The 15815-nt window shown below is 71.7% G+C and carries 13 protein-coding genes, 1 tRNA gene and 1 pseudogene; 6 read left to right on the forward strand and 9 right to left on the reverse strand.

The features are described from left to right. Positions 1-34: 34 nt before the first annotated feature. From ER308_RS18375 to ER308_RS21835, 3 genes are all read right to left on the reverse strand, one after another. Positions 35-1228, reverse strand: coding sequence for an MFS transporter (locus tag ER308_RS18375; RefSeq protein ID WP_131156333.1), 1194 nt, complete (start codon positions 1226-1228; stop codon positions 35-37). A 72-nt stretch (positions 1229-1300) separates the two neighbouring features. After that, positions 1301-3037 (reverse strand): HAD hydrolase family protein, encoded by a 1737-nt coding sequence (locus ER308_RS18380; RefSeq protein ID WP_131156334.1) that lies wholly within the window; start codon positions 3035-3037, stop codon positions 1301-1303. Positions 3038-3194: 157 nt separating this feature from the next. Further along, positions 3195-3350 (reverse strand): formate/nitrite transporter family protein, encoded by a 156-nt coding sequence (locus tag ER308_RS21835; RefSeq protein WP_165492243.1) that lies wholly within the window; start codon positions 3348-3350, stop codon positions 3195-3197. A gap of 340 nt (positions 3351-3690) precedes the next feature. Here ER308_RS21835 and ER308_RS21840 point away from each other — a divergent pair, with 340 nt between their 5' ends. Together ER308_RS21840 and ER308_RS21845 are read left to right on the forward strand one after the other, a co-directional pair. Next, positions 3691-5109, forward strand: coding sequence for a cation-translocating P-type ATPase (locus ER308_RS21840; protein WP_165492244.1), 1419 nt, complete (start codon positions 3691-3693; stop codon positions 5107-5109). 15 nt (positions 5110-5124) lie between these two features. After that, positions 5125-6522 (forward strand): annotated as a pseudogene (locus tag ER308_RS21845) (cation-translocating P-type ATPase); the annotation flags it as partial. A gap of 94 nt (positions 6523-6616) precedes the next feature. Here ER308_RS21845 and ER308_RS18390 read toward each other — a convergent pair. Together ER308_RS18390 and ER308_RS18395 are read right to left on the reverse strand one after the other, a co-directional pair. Then, entirely contained in the window at positions 6617-7774 is a 1158-nt protein-coding gene (locus ER308_RS18390; RefSeq protein ID WP_131156335.1) for a CBS domain-containing protein, read from the reverse strand. A 119-nt stretch (positions 7775-7893) separates the two neighbouring features. After that, on the reverse strand, positions 7894-8607 hold the full coding sequence (locus ER308_RS18395; protein WP_131156336.1) for a winged helix-turn-helix transcriptional regulator: 714 nt from the start codon (positions 8605-8607) through the stop codon (positions 7894-7896). A gap of 115 nt (positions 8608-8722) precedes the next feature. Here ER308_RS18395 and ER308_RS18400 point away from each other — a divergent pair, with 115 nt between their 5' ends. Beyond that, positions 8723-10135 (forward strand): FAD-binding oxidoreductase, encoded by a 1413-nt coding sequence (locus ER308_RS18400; RefSeq protein ID WP_205745720.1) that lies wholly within the window; start codon positions 8723-8725, stop codon positions 10133-10135. 10 nt (positions 10136-10145) lie between these two features. On the opposite strand, the gene ER308_RS18405 is transcribed toward ER308_RS18400, so the two are convergent. Further along, positions 10146-10220, reverse strand: a tRNA-Val gene (locus ER308_RS18405). Positions 10221-10319: 99 nt separating this feature from the next. Here ER308_RS18405 and ER308_RS18410 point away from each other — a divergent pair. Continuing rightward, entirely contained in the window at positions 10320-11327 is a 1008-nt protein-coding gene (locus tag ER308_RS18410; RefSeq protein ID WP_131156337.1) for an aldo/keto reductase, read from the forward strand. 4 nt (positions 11328-11331) lie between these two features. On the opposite strand, the gene ychF is transcribed toward ER308_RS18410, so the two are convergent. Beyond that, positions 11332-12420 carry a redox-regulated ATPase YchF gene (gene ychF, locus ER308_RS18415; protein WP_240731848.1) on the reverse strand — a complete coding sequence of 363 codons (1089 nt, stop codon included), beginning with the start codon at positions 12418-12420 and terminating at the stop codon, positions 11332-11334. A 133-nt stretch (positions 12421-12553) separates the two neighbouring features. On the opposite strand from ychF, the gene ER308_RS18420 reads away from it, so the two are divergent. Both ER308_RS18420 and ER308_RS18425 read left to right on the forward strand, forming a co-directional pair. Beyond that, a complete protein-coding gene (locus ER308_RS18420) occupies positions 12554-13291 on the forward strand; it encodes an alpha/beta fold hydrolase (RefSeq protein ID WP_165492245.1) in 738 nt (245 codons plus the stop codon). Positions 13292-13387: 96 nt separating this feature from the next. Then, positions 13388-14269 (forward strand): PAC2 family protein, encoded by an 882-nt coding sequence (locus tag ER308_RS18425; protein WP_205745721.1) that lies wholly within the window; start codon positions 13388-13390, stop codon positions 14267-14269. A gap of 106 nt (positions 14270-14375) precedes the next feature. Here ER308_RS18425 and ER308_RS18430 read toward each other — a convergent pair whose 3' ends face one another. Both ER308_RS18430 and ER308_RS18435 read right to left on the reverse strand, forming a co-directional pair. Next, positions 14376-14828, reverse strand: a complete 453-nt coding sequence (locus tag ER308_RS18430; protein WP_131156340.1) for a GatB/YqeY domain-containing protein — start codon at positions 14826-14828, stop codon at positions 14376-14378. Positions 14829-14845: 17 nt separating this feature from the next. Then, positions 14846-15805: an aldo/keto reductase family protein gene (locus ER308_RS18435; RefSeq protein WP_131156341.1), complete on the reverse strand. Its 960-nt coding sequence runs from the start codon at positions 15803-15805 to the stop codon at positions 14846-14848. Positions 15806-15815 lie beyond the last annotated feature (10 nt).

Genomic DNA, 15815 nt, shown 5'->3' on the forward strand with positions numbered 1-15815 from the left:
CATCGACTCCGTCGGATGTTCGGACGTGCGCAGCCTAGCCTTCACCCGATCGATCGGGGCCGGCGGCGGCCTCACCGACCGGCGTTCGCTCGGGACGGAGCAGCGGCACGATCAGCGCGGTGAGGACCGCCGCGACGCCGCCCGCCGTGAACGGCCCGAGCGGGCCGGCCGTGAAGAACCCCGCGGTCGGCGGTCCGAGGACGAATCCGGCGCTGAACGCCGCGTGGAACGCTCCGAAGGCCCGACCGCGGCGCGCCCCGCTCACGGCATCCGCCGCCTGGGCCGCCGCGACGGGGAAGAGGAGCGCGTAGCCGACCCCGAACACCGCGGCCCCCGCCGCGAGGACCGGCACAGAGCCGCCGGCCCCCAGGGCGACGAGGGCGATCGCGACGGCGATCAGGCCGGCGACCAGGGGGATCTCCGCGCGCACGCTGCGGCTGGTGTCCGCCAGCGGTGAGAGCATCAGCACTGCGGCGACGACGGCGAACAGCCCGAGCAGGCCGCCGCTGACCGCGGGTGCCGCGCCGAGCGCTTCGACGCGGAACGGGAGGAACGCCGACAGCCCCCCGAGCGCGAACGTGAAGCCGAATGCGGCGAGCGACGCCCGACCGAGCCGGCGCAGCGCCGTCCGGGGCGCGGCGTCGGTGCGTGCCTCGGCCCGCTGGGGCTCGGGCAGCGCGAGGGCGGCGATGAGCAGGCCCAGCAGCAGGACGCCCGCGACGGAGATCGCGAGGGCCTCGAAGTTCACGCGGTCGGCCATCAACGCGGCGAGCGGTGGGCCGACGATCGCGGCCAACCCGATGCTGGCCCCGGTGCGCCCCATGGCACGGCCGCGGCGGTGGGTGCGGGTCAGGTCACCCACCAGCGTGAAGACCGCGGGAACGATGATCCCACCCCCGATGCCGTGCACGAGCCGGATTCCGAGGAGCTGACCGGGTGTCGCCGCGAGCGGATAGCACGCGACCGCGACAGCGGCCAGCGTCAACCCGGCGAGCAGGACACGGCGGCGACCGAGTCGGTCGAGCAACACGCCGGCGAACGGGTTCGCGACGAGGTTGGTCGCCGAGTAGGCGCCGACGACGACGCCGACCATGACCTCGTCCGCGCCCAGGTCGTCGGCGTGCGGCCCGATGGTCGGCAGGAACGCGAACGTGTCGGCGAAGGCGAGGAAGGTGATCGCGTACGCCGCGAGCAACGGCGGTGAAACGCGGGGGGACACGGCGGACACGTCGCCAGCCTATGCCGGGCGCGCAGCCTTGGGCGTGTGTCCGTCCGGGTCGATGACGCGATCGGCCGTGACTCAGCGCATCGCTGACGAATCCTCGAGGTAGCGCGCCTCGATCGCTCGCCGGATCCCTTCGGCGACTGCACCTGCGGGGAGGTTCGGCGCATCCGCGCGACCCTCAACCCGGCTGATGGCCTCGGCGAGGCGCTCGTCCTGCAGTACCTCGCGTGTCCAGGTGGAGAAGTCGCGATGTCGGGCGTGGGCATCGACGGTGTCCGTTGGTGCCGCGGCGAGCTGCCGGTGGAGGTCGCGGACGTTGCTGGCGGCGGTGATCTGCGGGTGGGGATGGAAATAGAACCGCAGGTGAGGAGGGAGGTCGCTATCGGTGTACTTGCGCCAATGGCGCACGTGGGGGGTTGACCGCCACCGCGGCTGGAAGACGACCGGTTCACCGCCCTCGTCCCGTCGCCAGAGCAGTGCGCGTCCGGGCTCCTCACCGAGCTCCTCGGCCAGCTCTGGCCTCGGGAGGCCGATCAACTCGCTCGCGAAGTCCAGCACCTCCTCGGCCCCGTCGCGGCCTCCGGACGTGACGACGAGGGCCTCGATGCGGTCCACCGTTGGGTCGCAGAGGTCGCGTGGCTGGTAGGTCGCGTAGCAGAGGCCGGGTGCGTTGTCGATGGCTCGAGCGCTCAACGCGGGATCCACACCCAGGCGATGCGCTTCGTCGAGGAAGATCCAGTTCGGGAGGCCGATGGCCTCTCGCTGCGCGAGCACGGCGGGCAGGGCCGCGTCGAGGTACGCACGCTCGTTTCGGTCGGCGAGCAGTGAGAGGTCGAGGATGACGCCTCCGGCGCGCTGACGCACGAGCGCGACGAGCTGCTCGGGGGATGGCAGTGGATCGGCCCCCCCGACGGTGAGCACGCCCTGTTTCCGCCCCAGGCCACAGTGCTCGCCCTCGCGGTCGATGAGCAGCACGCTGTACTCCATCCGGACCAGTTGCTCGGCGACCATCCCAGCCACGTACGACTTGCCGGAGGCGCTCCCCCCGCTGATCAGCACGGTTGCCTGTGAGGCGGGCAGACGCACCGGCTCGCCCCGATCGACGGTGTGCCCGATCTCCACCTGCCAGCGCTCTGGCCATACCCGCTCCCGGCCGTCGAGCAGGGGACCCCGGAGAAGCTCCACGACACCCGCGCCGTTCGGTGCGTCAAGCACCACGTCCGCCCGCTGTTTCAGCGCGTCGACGGCGTTGCCGACGGCGACCCCGACGGCGCAGGTCTCCAGCAGGTGGTGATCGTTCTCCGCGTCACCGACGGCGATCGTGCCGTGTCGCGATATCCCGAGCTGCGACAAGGCCGCCGCCACCCCCGTTCCCTTCGTTACCCCGCTGGGGAGCACCATCAGGGAATCTCGGTTGTGGGAGATCTGGCAGTCGAGACCCAGGAGAGCGATCTCCTCCTGAACCGTGCTCGCGTGGCGGGCATCGCAAGCCAACAAGACGCGGCCACGGCGCAGGGGGACGTCCCGGTGCGCGAGAGCGTCCGCCAGATGGGCATCGACGGGAAGGGCGACATCGTGTACCCCGTCGGCATCGGCGATAACGGCGCCGTTCTCGGCGACGATCGCGTCCAACTCCCCGTCGACGCCGGGGAAGTCCGCTCGCAACTCCGCGAGGATCCGCCCCGTCACGAGCACCACCGTGCGCCCCGATCGCCGGGTCTCGCGGACGGCTTCGAGGACCTCCTGCTCGGGCCGCTCCGTGGTGGTGAGCGTGCCGTCGTAGTCCAAGGCCACGGCTTGGAGCCCGGGCATCGTCTCCCCCTATCGGGTCGATCTCGCGGATGCGGCGTTCGCATCAACGAGCATGCCCCGTCGACAGCCCCACCAGATCTGATCCGGAGACAGGAACTCGCGGGTGGGGGTGCCATGGGCAGCCACCGCCGTTGACCGCGCCCGGTACTTGGCGGGTTCATCCTTGTCCCCGCAGGTAGACGAACAGCCCCGTGGACGCCATCGCCGCCGTCGAGAACGCCGCGCCTAACGAGATGTAGACGCCGGCGACGACGGCCAGCGCGAGGGTGGTCGTCGTGGGGGCGTGCGCCTTGTCGAGCCCGACGCTCTCCACCTTTGCGCGCCATCTCGTCCGGCGCGTACGCGTCGATCAGTGACCAACGCCCTTTGTCCTCGGGGGGACGGCTGATCGGCTGGTGGGCCACCTCGCACCTCCTGTGCGGCTCGGTCCGCCGGCCGTCGCCCCCGGGAGCGGGGAACGGGCGCACTGTGATGCCATCGTTGCGAGTATCGCCGGGTCGCCGTCGCGTGAACGGGTCGTTCGGCCGCCCGTGGGGTGACGGTTGGCCGGTGTCGACGAGCCCGCTGCGGCTAATAGTGGTAGCGAAACGGGAGACCCGTGGTGCGGGGTCTCCCGTACCGCTGAGATGTGGGGGTGCACCGTGGAGACGGGCGTGGACCGCACGCAGACGCCGACGAGGGACGCGTCGGGGGTGGATGCGCCCTGGCGTCCGGAGGCCCAGCTGACGGTGGCCTGGCACGCCCTCGAGGCGGACGACGTCTGGCCCCGCCTGAGGGTCGGCGCGGAGGGTCTGGACGACGACGCGGCAGCGGCCCGGTTGGCCGAGGCCGGCCCGAACTCCGTGGGCACCGACGAGCCGCCGAGCGCGTGGGCCGTCCTGTTGCGGCAGTTCACGAGCCCGCTGATCTGGATCCTGCTCGTCGCCGCGGTCGTGACCGTTGTCATCGGCGAGTACGTCGACACGGGTGTGATCGCGGCCGTGCTCGTCCTGAACGCGACGATCGGGTTCGTGCAGGAGCGCAAGGCCGAGAAGTCGGTGCAGGCGCTGATGAAGCTCGCAGCCCCCAAGTCCACGGTCCGCCGTGGCGGTCGGCTCGTGGAGGTGCCCAGCGAGGAGGTCGTGCCGGGCGACGTCGTGATGCTCGAGTCGGGGGTCCGCGTCCCGGCCGACCTGCGACTGGTCGCCAGCACGGCCCTCGAGATCGACGAGTCGCTCCTCACCGGAGAATCCCGGCCCGCCCGCAAGCGCGTCGACCCGGTGGACGAGGAGGCCCTTGCGGCGGACCGCACCTCGATGGCCCACATGGGCAGCGCCGTCGCGCGGGGGCGCGGGGAGGGCATCGTCGTCACGACCGGTGCGCAGACCGAGCTGGGACAGATCGCCGAGTCGATCCGCGCGGAGGAGCAGCCCGAGAGTCCCCTCACGCGGCGGATGCACCGCTTCGCGAACATCATCGCGCTCGCGGTCGGCGGCTCGGCACTGGCGGCCCTTCTGTTGGGGCTGATCGTCGGCGAGCCGATCGGCGAGATGTTCCTGACCGCGGTGGCGCTGGCGGTCGCCATCGTCCCTGAGGGATTGCCGATCGCGTTGACCGTCGCGATGGCGTTGGGGGTGCGCCGCATGGCCCGGCGGCGGGCGATCGTGCGCAACCTCCCCGCGGTCGAGACGCTCGGGTCGACGCAGGTCATCGGCTCGGACAAGACCGGGACGCTCACCGAGAACCGCATGACCGTCACCCGGCTGTGGACACCCGACGGGTCGTTCGCGATTCGGCCGCAGGACGCGACGCAGGGGGTTCCCGCGATCGACCGCGAGCGGGTTTCCCCGGTCGGACGGGACGCCGCCTCAGCGGCGCTGCTCACGGGAGTGCTGACCAACGAGTCGTATCTCGTCACGGTTGACGAGGACGGTGCCGGTCCCGAGCCGCGCGGGGACCCCACCGAGGGAGCCCTGCTGATGGCCGCGTGGCGTGCCGGCATCGAACCCGAGTACGTTCGCGGAGCACACAGCGTCGAGGCCGAGCAGCCGTTCGAGTCCGCGCTCCAGTACTCGGCCAGCCTTCGCCGGTAGGACGATCGGCGGACCCTCTACGTGAAGGGCGCCCCTGAGCGGGTGATCGAGCTCTGCACGACCATGCGGGTCGAGGGTCGGGACGAGCCCCTCGACACGGAGGCGGCGCTGGCCGCGGCGGAGCGCATGGCCGAGGCCGGGCTCCGCGTGCTTGCGCTCGCGATCCGGGAGGGCGCGCCGCAGGTCGACGACGACCGACCGCCCGAGCCCCGTGAGCTCACGCTGGTGGGGTTGCAGGGGATGCTCGACCCACCCCGCCCGGGGGTCGCCGACGCGATCGCCGGGTGCCGCGACGCGGGGATGCGGGTGATCATGATCACCGGGGACCACGGCGTCACCGCCCGTGCCATCGCGCGCGACATCGGGATCCTGGATCAGGGTTCGGGAGAGCACGGGTTCGACGACGCGGTCGTGCTGACCGGCCGTGAGCTCGAGCGCATGAGCGACGAGGAACTGCGGGACCGGGTGCCGCAGGTGGATGTATTCGCCCGAGCCGCGCCCGAGCACAAGCACCGCATCGTCAAGGCGTTGCAGGCACACGACAACATCACCGCGATCACCGGCGACGGCGTCAACGACGGGCCAGCGCTCAAGGCCGCCGACATCGGGGTGGCGATGGGCCGCGACGGCACGGACGTGGCGCGCGAGGCCAGCGACATGGTCCTCACCGACGACGACTTCGTGTCGATCTACGCTGCGGTGGAGGAGGGACGGGTCGTCTTCGACAACGTCCGCAAGGTCACCTACTTTCTGTTGTCGACGGGTGTCGCCGCGATCGGCCTCCTGCTGACCTCCCTGGGCGCGGGGTTGACCCTGCCCCTGCTGCCGGCGCAACTGCTCTGGCTGAACGTCGTGACGAACGGGCTCCAGGACGTGGCCCTGGCCTTCGAGCCCGGAGAGAAGGGCGTGCTCGACCGGCCGCCGCGGCGCCCGGAGGAGCCGGTGGTCTCGGGCCTGTTGTGGGAGCGGACCGCGCTCACGGGGATCGTGATGGCCGCCGGGGCCCTGTGGCTCTACCTGTGGGCGGCCGGGCAGGACTTCACGCTCGAGCAGCAGCGCGCGGTGGCGCTCACCACGCTCGTGCTGGCCATGGCCTTCCACGTCTACAACGCCCGCAGCGAGCGGCGATCCTTCTTCGCGCTGAGCCCGCTGCGCAACCCGTTCCTGCTCGCCGCGACGGCGGGAGCGCTCGCGATCCACGCGCTCGCGTTGCAGTGGGAGCCGACCCAGTTCGTGTTGCGCGTCGAGCCCGTCGACGGGGGCACCTGGTTGCGCATGGTCGCGGTGGCGGCGTTGGTGGTCCTCGTGAGCGAGTTGCACAAGCTGCTGCGGCGTCCGCGACCGTCAGCCCACCGTGAGGCGGCGGGCGAGGAGCGAGCCGTCGGAGCGGCGGTCACGGGCCGGGCCGAATAGCCGTCCGCGGCATCCGCGCCGAGCGCGGACGGCGCGGGGTCAGCGCGTGGCTGATCGCCGGTCGAGGAGGTCACCTACGCCCCCGTCGGCTGACTCAGAACGTGGGCGGGTAGGGGACGAGGTCGTCCACGTGCCAGCCGAGCCCCTCGGTTCGGACGTCCATCACCCCGTCCACAGCGCCGACGTGCGCCGGCAGTTCCGTGGCGACGCTGCGTGCCGGTGCCGTCCCGTCGAGGGTCACGGTGCCCCATTCGACCCAGGCCCGGACGTCGGGGGCCTCGTGCTCGTCGAGCACGTGCCGGACGGCCAGTTCGATGTCGTCGTCCTCGCGCAGCAACGCGGCCAGGACGTCGTGGCGCGACACGATGCCAGCGACCTTGCCTTGATCGACCACCACGAGGCGGCTGAGGTCGTGGTCGAGCAGCTCGCGGGCGACGTCCGACAGCTGCGCGCCGGGCGCGGTCACCCGGGCGGGCTGCGTCGCGGCCTCCGCTGCCGTGCGCGCCTCGCGACGCCGTTCCTCTTCCCGCGCTCGCGGCCCGAGCGCGAACCGCTCCCGGGCTTCCTTGGCCAGTAGGTCCCGCTCGGACAGGACGCCGAGGAGCTCACCGTCCGGCCCGAGCACCGGCGCGCCGGACACCGCGGCGTGGAACAGCATCAGGGCGGCGGTTCGCACCGGCAGATCCGCGTCGATGGTGATCGGATCGGGTGTCATGACGTCGGCGACGCGCAGGGGCTCGCCGCGGCGGAGGCCCGCGGGGGCGGACGGTGGGCCCTCCGGAGCGGTCTCGCGGAGCGCCTCCGCCAGCCCTTCGAGCAGACGCCGCGCCGTTTCGCGCGCGACCGAGTGCAGAGCGACGGCGTCCACGAACCCGCCGACCGGCCCCAGTGGTGTGCGATAGCTCCCTGCGAGCGTCAGGTGCCCGCCGTCGGCGTGGGTGGGCTGGAACTCCAAGGAGCCCTCGAAGCTCGGGAACGCGAACCCGGCGCCCTCCGCGTGCCAGTCGATCGGAATGACGAATCGCGACCCTCGGTGGAAGGCCACCCCGGTCGAGACCCGCACGGCCTTGTCGACCTCGAGCGCGGCCACGCGCGTCGACAGGCGCAACGGGTAGGAGCCGTCGGCCGCGGGCTCGGACTCCTCGCTGTCGGTGGCGGCGCGCAGCAGCGCGTCGATGTCGTGCTGCAACCGGGTCTCGACCCGGTCGGGTGGCTCCAGCAGCGGCCGGTACGTGTACAGCCAGCGGCGCATCGCCCGCCTCCTCGGTCACGGCCAGGGCAGGACCGCTCGTGCGGTTGCTGCGCCGAGTCTCCCCGTGGGGACGACCGCTCAACGGGTCGGACGGCCCGCCGAACCCGCCGACCGTCCTGCTACCCGCGGTCGGGCGTAGCGGGCTCGGGATGGCGAGTGGTCGCGGCGGCACGAGGCACCGACGCGTACTCGCTGAGCCGAAACCAGGCATCGACCCGGCGACGGAGGTGTTCGGGCCCGCTCAGGCGGAGCCCGCCGCGCAGCGCGTCGTCCCATCCGATATCCCCTCGCCACACTTCGACCATCGTGCGAATCGGGGCTTCGATGGCCACGTCGACGTCGAACCCGGGGTCGGACTCGCAGACGTCGACCTCCTCACGGGTGATCACGAGCCACCAGTCGCGGAGGGCGGCGAGGACGTCGGGGAAGCGTAGCCGGACGACCGTGCGACCGTCCGGGATCGCGTCGGAGTCGACGCGTCGGTGCATGTCCCAGACCAGGAGCGCGGGGTCGAGGTCCTCCTCCCCGGGCGAACCCATCCACCGAACGCCCCATCGGCCGAGCGCATCCAACACGGGCTCGAGCTCCCACCCGGTAGCGGTGAGCTCGTACGTGGGCCCCCCGTCACCCTCGTGGCGATCGACCAGCCCGGCGCGGACCAGTGCGTGGAGGCGCTGGGAGAGCAGGGTGCGGGACATCCGTGGCACGCCGCGATGGAGGTCGTTGAAGCGGTTGCTGCCCGCCAGCAGCTCGCGGACGACCAGCAACGTCCAGCGCTGGTCGAGGACTTCGGTCGCCTTCGCCACCGGACAGAACTGGCCGTACTCGCCCATGACGTACCCCTCCCGCCGTGCCCACCGCGGTACAAGGATTTTACTGGCCGCGGTGGCTCGGGGAGCCGAGGTTACGCCACGTCCGCACCACGTCAGCGGCCGAGGAGGTTGGGACATGTCCGAGGTGGGGGAGGCAACGCCACTGGAGCCATCGACGGTGGAAGGGCGCCTCGAGGGGTTCCGCGGCCGAACAGTGCTTCCCGGCGATCCGGAGTACGAGCAGGCACGCAAGGTCTGGAACGGCTCCATCGACCGGTATCCCGCAGCGGTGCTGCGGTGCACGGGAGTTGCCGACGTGATCGCCGGTCTGCGCCTCGTGCGCGAGCTGGAACTCCCCGTTGCCGTGCGAGGCGGGGGGCACAACGTCGCCGGGTTCGGGACCTGCGACGACGGGGTCGTGCTCGATTTGAGCCCGATGAACTCCGTGCGCGTGGATCCCCATAACCGCACGGCTCGGGTCGAACCCGGGCTCGTGTGGGGCGAGTTGGATCGCGAGACCCAGGCGTTCGGGCTGGCCGTCACCGGCGGGGTGATGTCCACGACCGGCGTGGCGGGGTTCACGCTGGGCGGAGGGATCGGCTGGCTGCAACGCCGGTTCGGGCTGGCCTGTGACAACCTCCGCTCGGCCGACCTCGTGACCGCCGAGGGCGAGCTCGTGCACGCCTCCGAGCGGGACGAGCCCGAGCTGCTGTGGGGCCTGCGCGGAGGTGGCGGGAACTTCGGGATCGTGACCGCGCTGGACTTCGATCTGCACCCCGTCGGCCCGCAGGTGTTCAGCGGCCTGGTCGCCTGGCCGGCCGACCAGGCCCCCGAGGTGCTGGCCTTCTTCCGGGAGTTCACCGCCCAGGCACCCGACGAGCTCACGACGATCGCCATCTGCCGAACGGCGCCGCCGGCCCCGTTCCTGCCCGAGTGGATCCACGGCGCGCCGATCGTCGCGCTGGCATGCTGCTACGCGGGTCCGGTGGAGGCGGGCGAGGCGGCGTGCGCTCCCCTGCGCGCCTTCGGCTCCCCGGTCGCGGACGCGATGGCACCCAGGCCCTACACCGCGTTCAACGCCATGTTCGACGGCTCGTGGGCCCCTGGCTTCCAGAACTACTGGAAGGCGGAGTTCCTCACCGACCTGCCCGGGCCGTGCGTCGACGTGCTCTCGCACTACGCAGCGAACCACTCGTCGCCGCTGTCCGACTTCAAGGTTGCCCACCTCGGCGGGGCGATCGCCCGGATTGGCGAGGACGAGACCGCCTACGGCCACCGCGACGCGCCCTTCGTCCTCAACATCAACACGCGGTGGAGCGATCCGAACGAGACGGAACGCCACGTCGAGCACACCCGTCGGATCTGGGAGGCCGCCTCCCCGTTCAGTCACGGTGGGGCGTACGTCAACTTCCTCGGCGACGAGGGGCACGAGCGCGTTCGTGACGCGTACGGCCCGGACAAGTTCCGGCGGCTGCAGGACCTGAAGCGCGCGTACGACCCGAGCAACGCCTTCCGCCTGAACCAGAACGTCGTGCCGGAAGCGAACTGATGTCGAAGGATGGTGGACCCTGGTGGATTTGAACCACCGACCTCTTCCGTGTCAAGGAAGCGCTCTCCCCCTGAGCTAAGGGTCCGTCAGGAGTTGTCGGTACCCTCGGGGCACCCGGCCGGTAAGGATAGCCCAGGAGACCCCTGCTTGCCCAACCCGGGGCTGGCACGGAAAGGAGCCAGGCGTGCAGCAGACCTACCTCGGCCGCAGTGGGCTCGTCGTGAGCGAACTCTGTCTCGGCACGATGACCTTCGGCGGAACCTCCGACCTCGAGGCGCCCCGGCGCATCGTCGACGCCTTCCGGGAGGCCGGCGGCAACTTCTTCGACACCGCCGACGTCTACCAGGGCGGGCGGAGCGAGGAGATCCTCGGCGAGCTGGTCGCCCCGTACCGGGACGAGGTCGTGCTCGCGACGAAGGCCTACGCGGCGGCGGGCCCCGGCCCGAACGATCGGTCGGCCAGCCGGCGGCACCTCCTCAAGGCGGTCGAGGCGAGCCTGCGGCGCCTCGGCACCAACTACATCGACGTGTACCAGATCCACGCGTTCGACCCGACCACCCCGCTCGAGGAGACCCTGGCCACGCTCGAGGATCTCGTGCGCAGCGGCAAGGTCCTCTACGTGGGGGTGTCGAACTTCGTCGGATGGCAGATCGAGCGGGCCGCGCGGATCCAGGAGCGGCGCGGCTTCGACCGGCTCGTGTCACTGCAGCCGCAGTACTCGCTGATCGAGCGGCAGATCGAGTTCGAGACGCTGCCGGCCGCGCGGACGAACGCCCTGGGAGTGCTCGCGTGGTCGCCGTTGGCGGCCGGGTTCCTCAGCGGGAAGTACGACCGCGGTGACAGCGGCACCGAGAAGGGGCGGTTCGGGCAGTACATCGACAACCTGTCCGAGCGGAGCTGGCGGACCCTCGACCTCGTCCGTGAGCTCGCCACTCACTACGGCACCGAGCCGGCGGCCATCGCGCTCGCCTGGCTGCGCGCGCAGCCCGATGTCGTGCCGATCATCGGCGCGACGCGCCCCGAGCAGCTCGACGCGAGCCTGGCCTCGGTCGAGGTCGAGCTGACCGGCGAGGAGCGCGCTCGCCTCGACGAGGTGAGCGCGCCCGAAGTCGGCTACCCGTGGGACTTCGGGACCGTGAGCGGTCGGCCTCCCCGCGACCTGGCGGCGCCGCCCCACCTGCTCGGACCGTGACGCCCTACACGTTGAAGCGGACGTGGACGACGTCGCCGTCCTGGACGACGTAGTCCTTGCCCTCGACCCGGAGCTTGCCGGCTTCACGCGCGCCGGCCTCCCCGCCGAGCCCCACGTAGTCGTCGTAGCTGGTGACCTCCGCGCGGATGAACCCTCGCTGCATGTCCGAATGGATCACCCCTGCAGCCTCGGGGGCGGTCGCCCCGGCGGGGATCGTCCATGCGCGCGCCTCCTTCTCGCCGGCCGTGAAGAACGTCCGCAGCCCCAGCAGCCGGTAGCTCGCCCTCACCATGCGGGCCAGACCGGAGGCCTCGAGGCCGAGGTCGGCGAGCAGTTCCTCGCGGTCGGCCTCGGCGAGTTCGGCGAGTTGCGCCTCGGTCTCGGCGGCCAGCACGACGACCTCCGCGCCCTCCGCCTTGGCTGCGGCGCGCACCGGCTCGACGTGGGCCGGGTCGCCATCGGGCAGGTCGCTCTCGGCCACGTTCGCGACGTAGAGCGCCGGCTTCGCGGTGAGCAGCCCGAGCTCGCGGAACACGAGGTGCGTGTCCTCGTCGTCGAAGGTGCGTGCCGGGTCGCCCGCCTCGAGGTGCGTCTGCAGGCGACGCAGGAGGTCCGCCCGGCTGATGGCGACCCGGTCGCCGGTGCGGGCCACCCGAGCGGCTCGGTCCGCGGCCCGCTCGACCGTCTCGACGTCCTTGAGCAGCAGCTCGGTCGAGACCACCTCGAGGTCCCTGACAGGGTCGATCGAGCCGTCGACGTGCATCACCTCGTCGTCGTCGAAGCAGCGCACCACGTGGCAGACCGCGTCCACCTCGCGGATGTGGCCGAGGAACTGGTTGCCGAGACCCTCACCACGGCTGGCGCCCCGGACCAGGCCGGCGATGTCCACGAACTCGACCGACGTGGGGCTCACCCGTCGCGACCCGGCCAGGCGCGCGAGCTCGTCGAGACGCGGGTCCGGCAGGGGGACGACGCCCACGTTCGGCTCGATCGTGGCGAACGGGTAGTTGGCCGCCTCCGCGCCGGCGGCGGAGACGGCGTTGAACAGGGTCGACTTGCCCACGTTGGGCAGCCCGACGATGCCGACCTTCACGAGGGATTCCTCCGATGTCGCGCGAGGGCGCGTGCTGACGGGCCGCACCCCGCGACCCCGCTCCCAGACTGCATCGCGGGCGCGGGGGGCGCCAATCGGCGGTCGCGCGGTCGTGAGCGGTAGGGTTCCGACCATGGCGTCGCCGCTGCACACCGAGCTCGAGGGCCCCGTGGACGCGCCGCCCCTCGTCTGCCTGCACGGGGGGATCGGGACCGGCCGCTACCACTGGTCACGGCAGGTCCCCTCGCTCGCCGAGCACTACCGCGTGCACCTGCCCGACCTGCCCGGGCACGGGCACTCGCCGTTCCCCGCGAGGGCGGAGTACGGCGCCGGGTTCCTGGCCGACGCGGTCGAGGGCTACCTCGAGCGGATCGGCCCGCCCGTGCACGTGGCCGGATTCAGCATGGGTGGGCACGCGGCGCTGCACGTGGCGGCGCGCCGTCCCGAGCTCTTCGCCTCGCTGGCGCTCGTCGGGGTGGCGACCGCTCACCATCCGGGCCTCGACGAGTGGCGCGCGCGGTTCGACCCGGACCGCTTGGCCACCGAGTGGCCGGCTTGGGCGCGCGCACTGGCACGGTTGCACGCGCCGCTGGGCGACGAGGCCTGGCGCGAGGTCCTGGACCGTGATTCGAGCGGTGTGACCCACGCGGAGGTCGACCTCGACGCGCTCGAGAAGCTCGCAGCGCCGTTGTTGCTGGTGCGCGGGGACCGGGATCCGGTGGTGCCGGTGCAACAGTACGCGGAGCTGCGGACGCGCAGCCCGTTCTCCGAGGAACTCGTGGTGAATTACGGTGGACACGACGTGCAGCTCACTCGCGCGGAGATCGTGCGCCCAGCGCTCCGCGACTTCCTGGATCGGTCGGCCGGGTGAGGGGAGCGCTGAGCCGGTGCGAGGCACCGCCGACCGGTGCCGGGCAGGGGCTCGCACCGCATCGGCCGGGACGGCCCTAGGGAGGGAGGCCGAGACGTGGAGATCGTCCAGTACGCCGAGCCAGCGCCGCTGCTGCGACGGCCGGTGCTCGTCGCCGCGTTCGCCGGCTGGAACGATGCCGGCGAGTGTGCGACGAGCGCGCTCGAGACGATGGACCGTGAGATCGACGCGCGAACGTTCGCGGAGGTGGATCCCGAGGAGTTCTTCGACTTCCAGGTCGCGCGTCCCACGATCAGCGACGGCTCCGGTGGGTCGCGCAGGTTGGACTGGCCGCGGAACCGCTTCGCGTGGGCCGCCCTGCCCGGGACCGATCGCGACGTCGTGTTGCTCGAGGGCACCGAACCGAACCTGCGTTGGAAGACCTTCACCAACGGGGTGCTCGAACTCGCCGAACGGCTCGACGTCGAACTCGTCGTCACCCTCGGGGCCCTGCAGGTCGACGTCCCGCACACGCGGCCGACACCGCTGTCCGGCAGCGCCACCGACCCCGACCTGGCAGAGCGGATCGGACTGCGCCGGTCGGGCTACGAGGGTCCGACCGGCATCACCGGTGTGCTGAACCACGCGTGCGGTCAGGCCGGTCTGCCCTCGGTGAGCCTCTGGGCGGGGGTGCCGCACTACCTGGCCGGAGCCGCGTACGCAGCGGGTGCGCTGACGCTCGTCGAGGCCGTCGCCGACCTCCTCGGCGCGGAGTTCCCGCTCGACGACCTCGTCCACGAGGCCTCCGCCCAGCGCGAGGAAATCGCCGGGCTCGTCGACGACGACGACGATCTCGCCCGGTACGTCTCCGAGCTCGAGGAGCGCTCCGACGGGGACGACGCCGAGGAGCGCGACCCCGGGGAGCTGCCCCAGCCGGAGGTCTCCGGGGACGAGCTCGCCGCTGAGTTCGAGCGGTACCTGCGCGACCGCGACTCCTGAGCGCGGACCTGCCCCCTCTCGCGCTGTCCCTACGCGGCCTCGGCTCGGACGACGCGCATGCCTCGCCCGTCGCCCGTACTGGCCGGGACTGGAGTCCGGCGGCGCGCTATGTCTCGAGGCGCTCGCGGACCATGGCGTTGACCTGCTTGCCGTCGGCCTGGCCCTTGACCCTCGGCATGACCGCCTGCATGACCTCGCCGAGATCGCCGGTGCCGCTCGCGCCGACTTCGGCGATGGTCTCGTCGACGATCGCCCGCAACTCGTCCTCGGACAGCTGCTCCGGCAGGTAGCGCTCGAGGATGGCCAGCTCGCGGCGCTCCTTCTCCGCGAGCTCCGGACGGTCACCCTGCTCGTAGGCCTCCGCCGCCTCCTGCCGGCGCTTGGCCTCCTTCTCGACCAGCGTGGTGATCTCGTCCTCGGTCACGTCGGCCCCGTGACCGGCTTCCGCCCGCAGGTTCTTGATCGCGGCCAGCACGCTGCGCAGCGTCTGCACGGTCTCGGTGTCCCGAGCCTTCATGGCGGCCTTCAGGTCGCCCTCGATCTGCTCGCTTGTCGCCATCTGTGCGTCCTCCTGGGTCAGCTGGCCGCGACCGGCGCGAGCAGCTCGTCGAATCGCTCGACCGCGTCGCGTGGGACCTCGAGCCCGCTGGCCCCCACGTTGTCGTCGACATGACTGGTCTTCGTCGCGCCGACGATGACGCTCGACACCGCCGGCTGGCGCAGGCACCACGCCAGGGCCAGCTGCGAAAGACTCACCCCGGCCTGCTCGGCCACGTGCCCGGCTTCCTGGACCGCGTCGAGGGCCGGCTGCGTGAGGACGTGCCGCATGAACTTCGCCTCGTCGCCGGCCGCTCGACTGTCGGACGGCACGTCGTCGACCGAGCGGTACTTCCCGGTCAGCACTCCCATCGCCAGCGGCGACCACACGACGTTGCCGATGCCCAGGTCCTCGCAGGTGGGCAGCACCCGGTCCTCGATGCGCCGCCAGAGCGCCGAGTACTGCGGCTGGTTGCTGGCCGGTTCGGGCCACCCCTGTGAGCGGCAGATCGACACCGCATGGGCGATCTGGTCCGAGGACCACTCGCTCGTGCCCCAGTACAGGACCTTGCCCTGGCGGATCAGGTCCGCCATGGTCGCGCAGGTCTCCTCGAGCGGGGTCTCGGTGTCGTACCGGTGGCACTGGTACAGGTCGACGTACTCGGTGCCGAGCCGCTTGAGGCTCGCGTGCAGCTGCTCGGTGACGTGCTTGCGGGACAGGCCCGAGTCGTTGGGACCATCGCCCATCGGGAAGTAGACCTTGGTCGCGAGCACGTACCGGTCGCGCGGGATCGACGCGAGCGCCTTGCCGACGACCTCCTCGCTGCGCCCGCGGGCGTAGACGTTCGCGGTGTCGAAGAAGTTCACCCCGAGGTCGTAGGCGCGCTGGATGCAGGCCGTCGACTGGTCCTCCTCGACGGTCCCCCCGTACGTGAGCCATGAGCCGAGACCGACCGACGAGACCTTGACGCCCCAGCGGCCGAGCTTGCGGTACTCCATGCCTTGGGTC

It is taken from the genome of Egibacter rhizosphaerae, assembly GCF_004322855.1.
In the GTDB taxonomy this organism is placed as follows: Bacteria; Actinomycetota; Nitriliruptoria; order Euzebyales; family Egibacteraceae; genus Egibacter; species Egibacter rhizosphaerae.

Coding starts and splice junctions, on each gene's coding strand:
- ER308_RS18435 (WP_131156341.1), bottom strand. CDS start 15,805: ATGGAGTACCGCAAGCTCGGCCGCTGGGGCGTCAAGGTCTCGTCGGTC.
- ER308_RS18400 (WP_205745720.1), top strand. CDS start 8,723: ATGTCCGAGGTGGGGGAGGCAACGCCACTGGAGCCATCGACGGTGGAA.
- ER308_RS18390 (WP_131156335.1), bottom strand. CDS start 7,774: ATGCGCCGCTGGCTGTACACGTACCGGCCGCTGCTGGAGCCACCCGAC.
- ER308_RS18380 (WP_131156334.1), bottom strand. CDS start 3,037: ATGCCCGGGCTCCAAGCCGTGGCCTTGGACTACGACGGCACGCTCACC.
- ER308_RS18395 (WP_131156336.1), bottom strand. CDS start 8,607: ATGGGCGAGTACGGCCAGTTCTGTCCGGTGGCGAAGGCGACCGAAGTC.
- ER308_RS18430 (WP_131156340.1), bottom strand. CDS start 14,828: ATGGCGACAAGCGAGCAGATCGAGGGCGACCTGAAGGCCGCCATGAAG.
- ER308_RS18420 (WP_165492245.1), top strand. CDS start 12,554: ATGGCGTCGCCGCTGCACACCGAGCTCGAGGGCCCCGTGGACGCGCCG.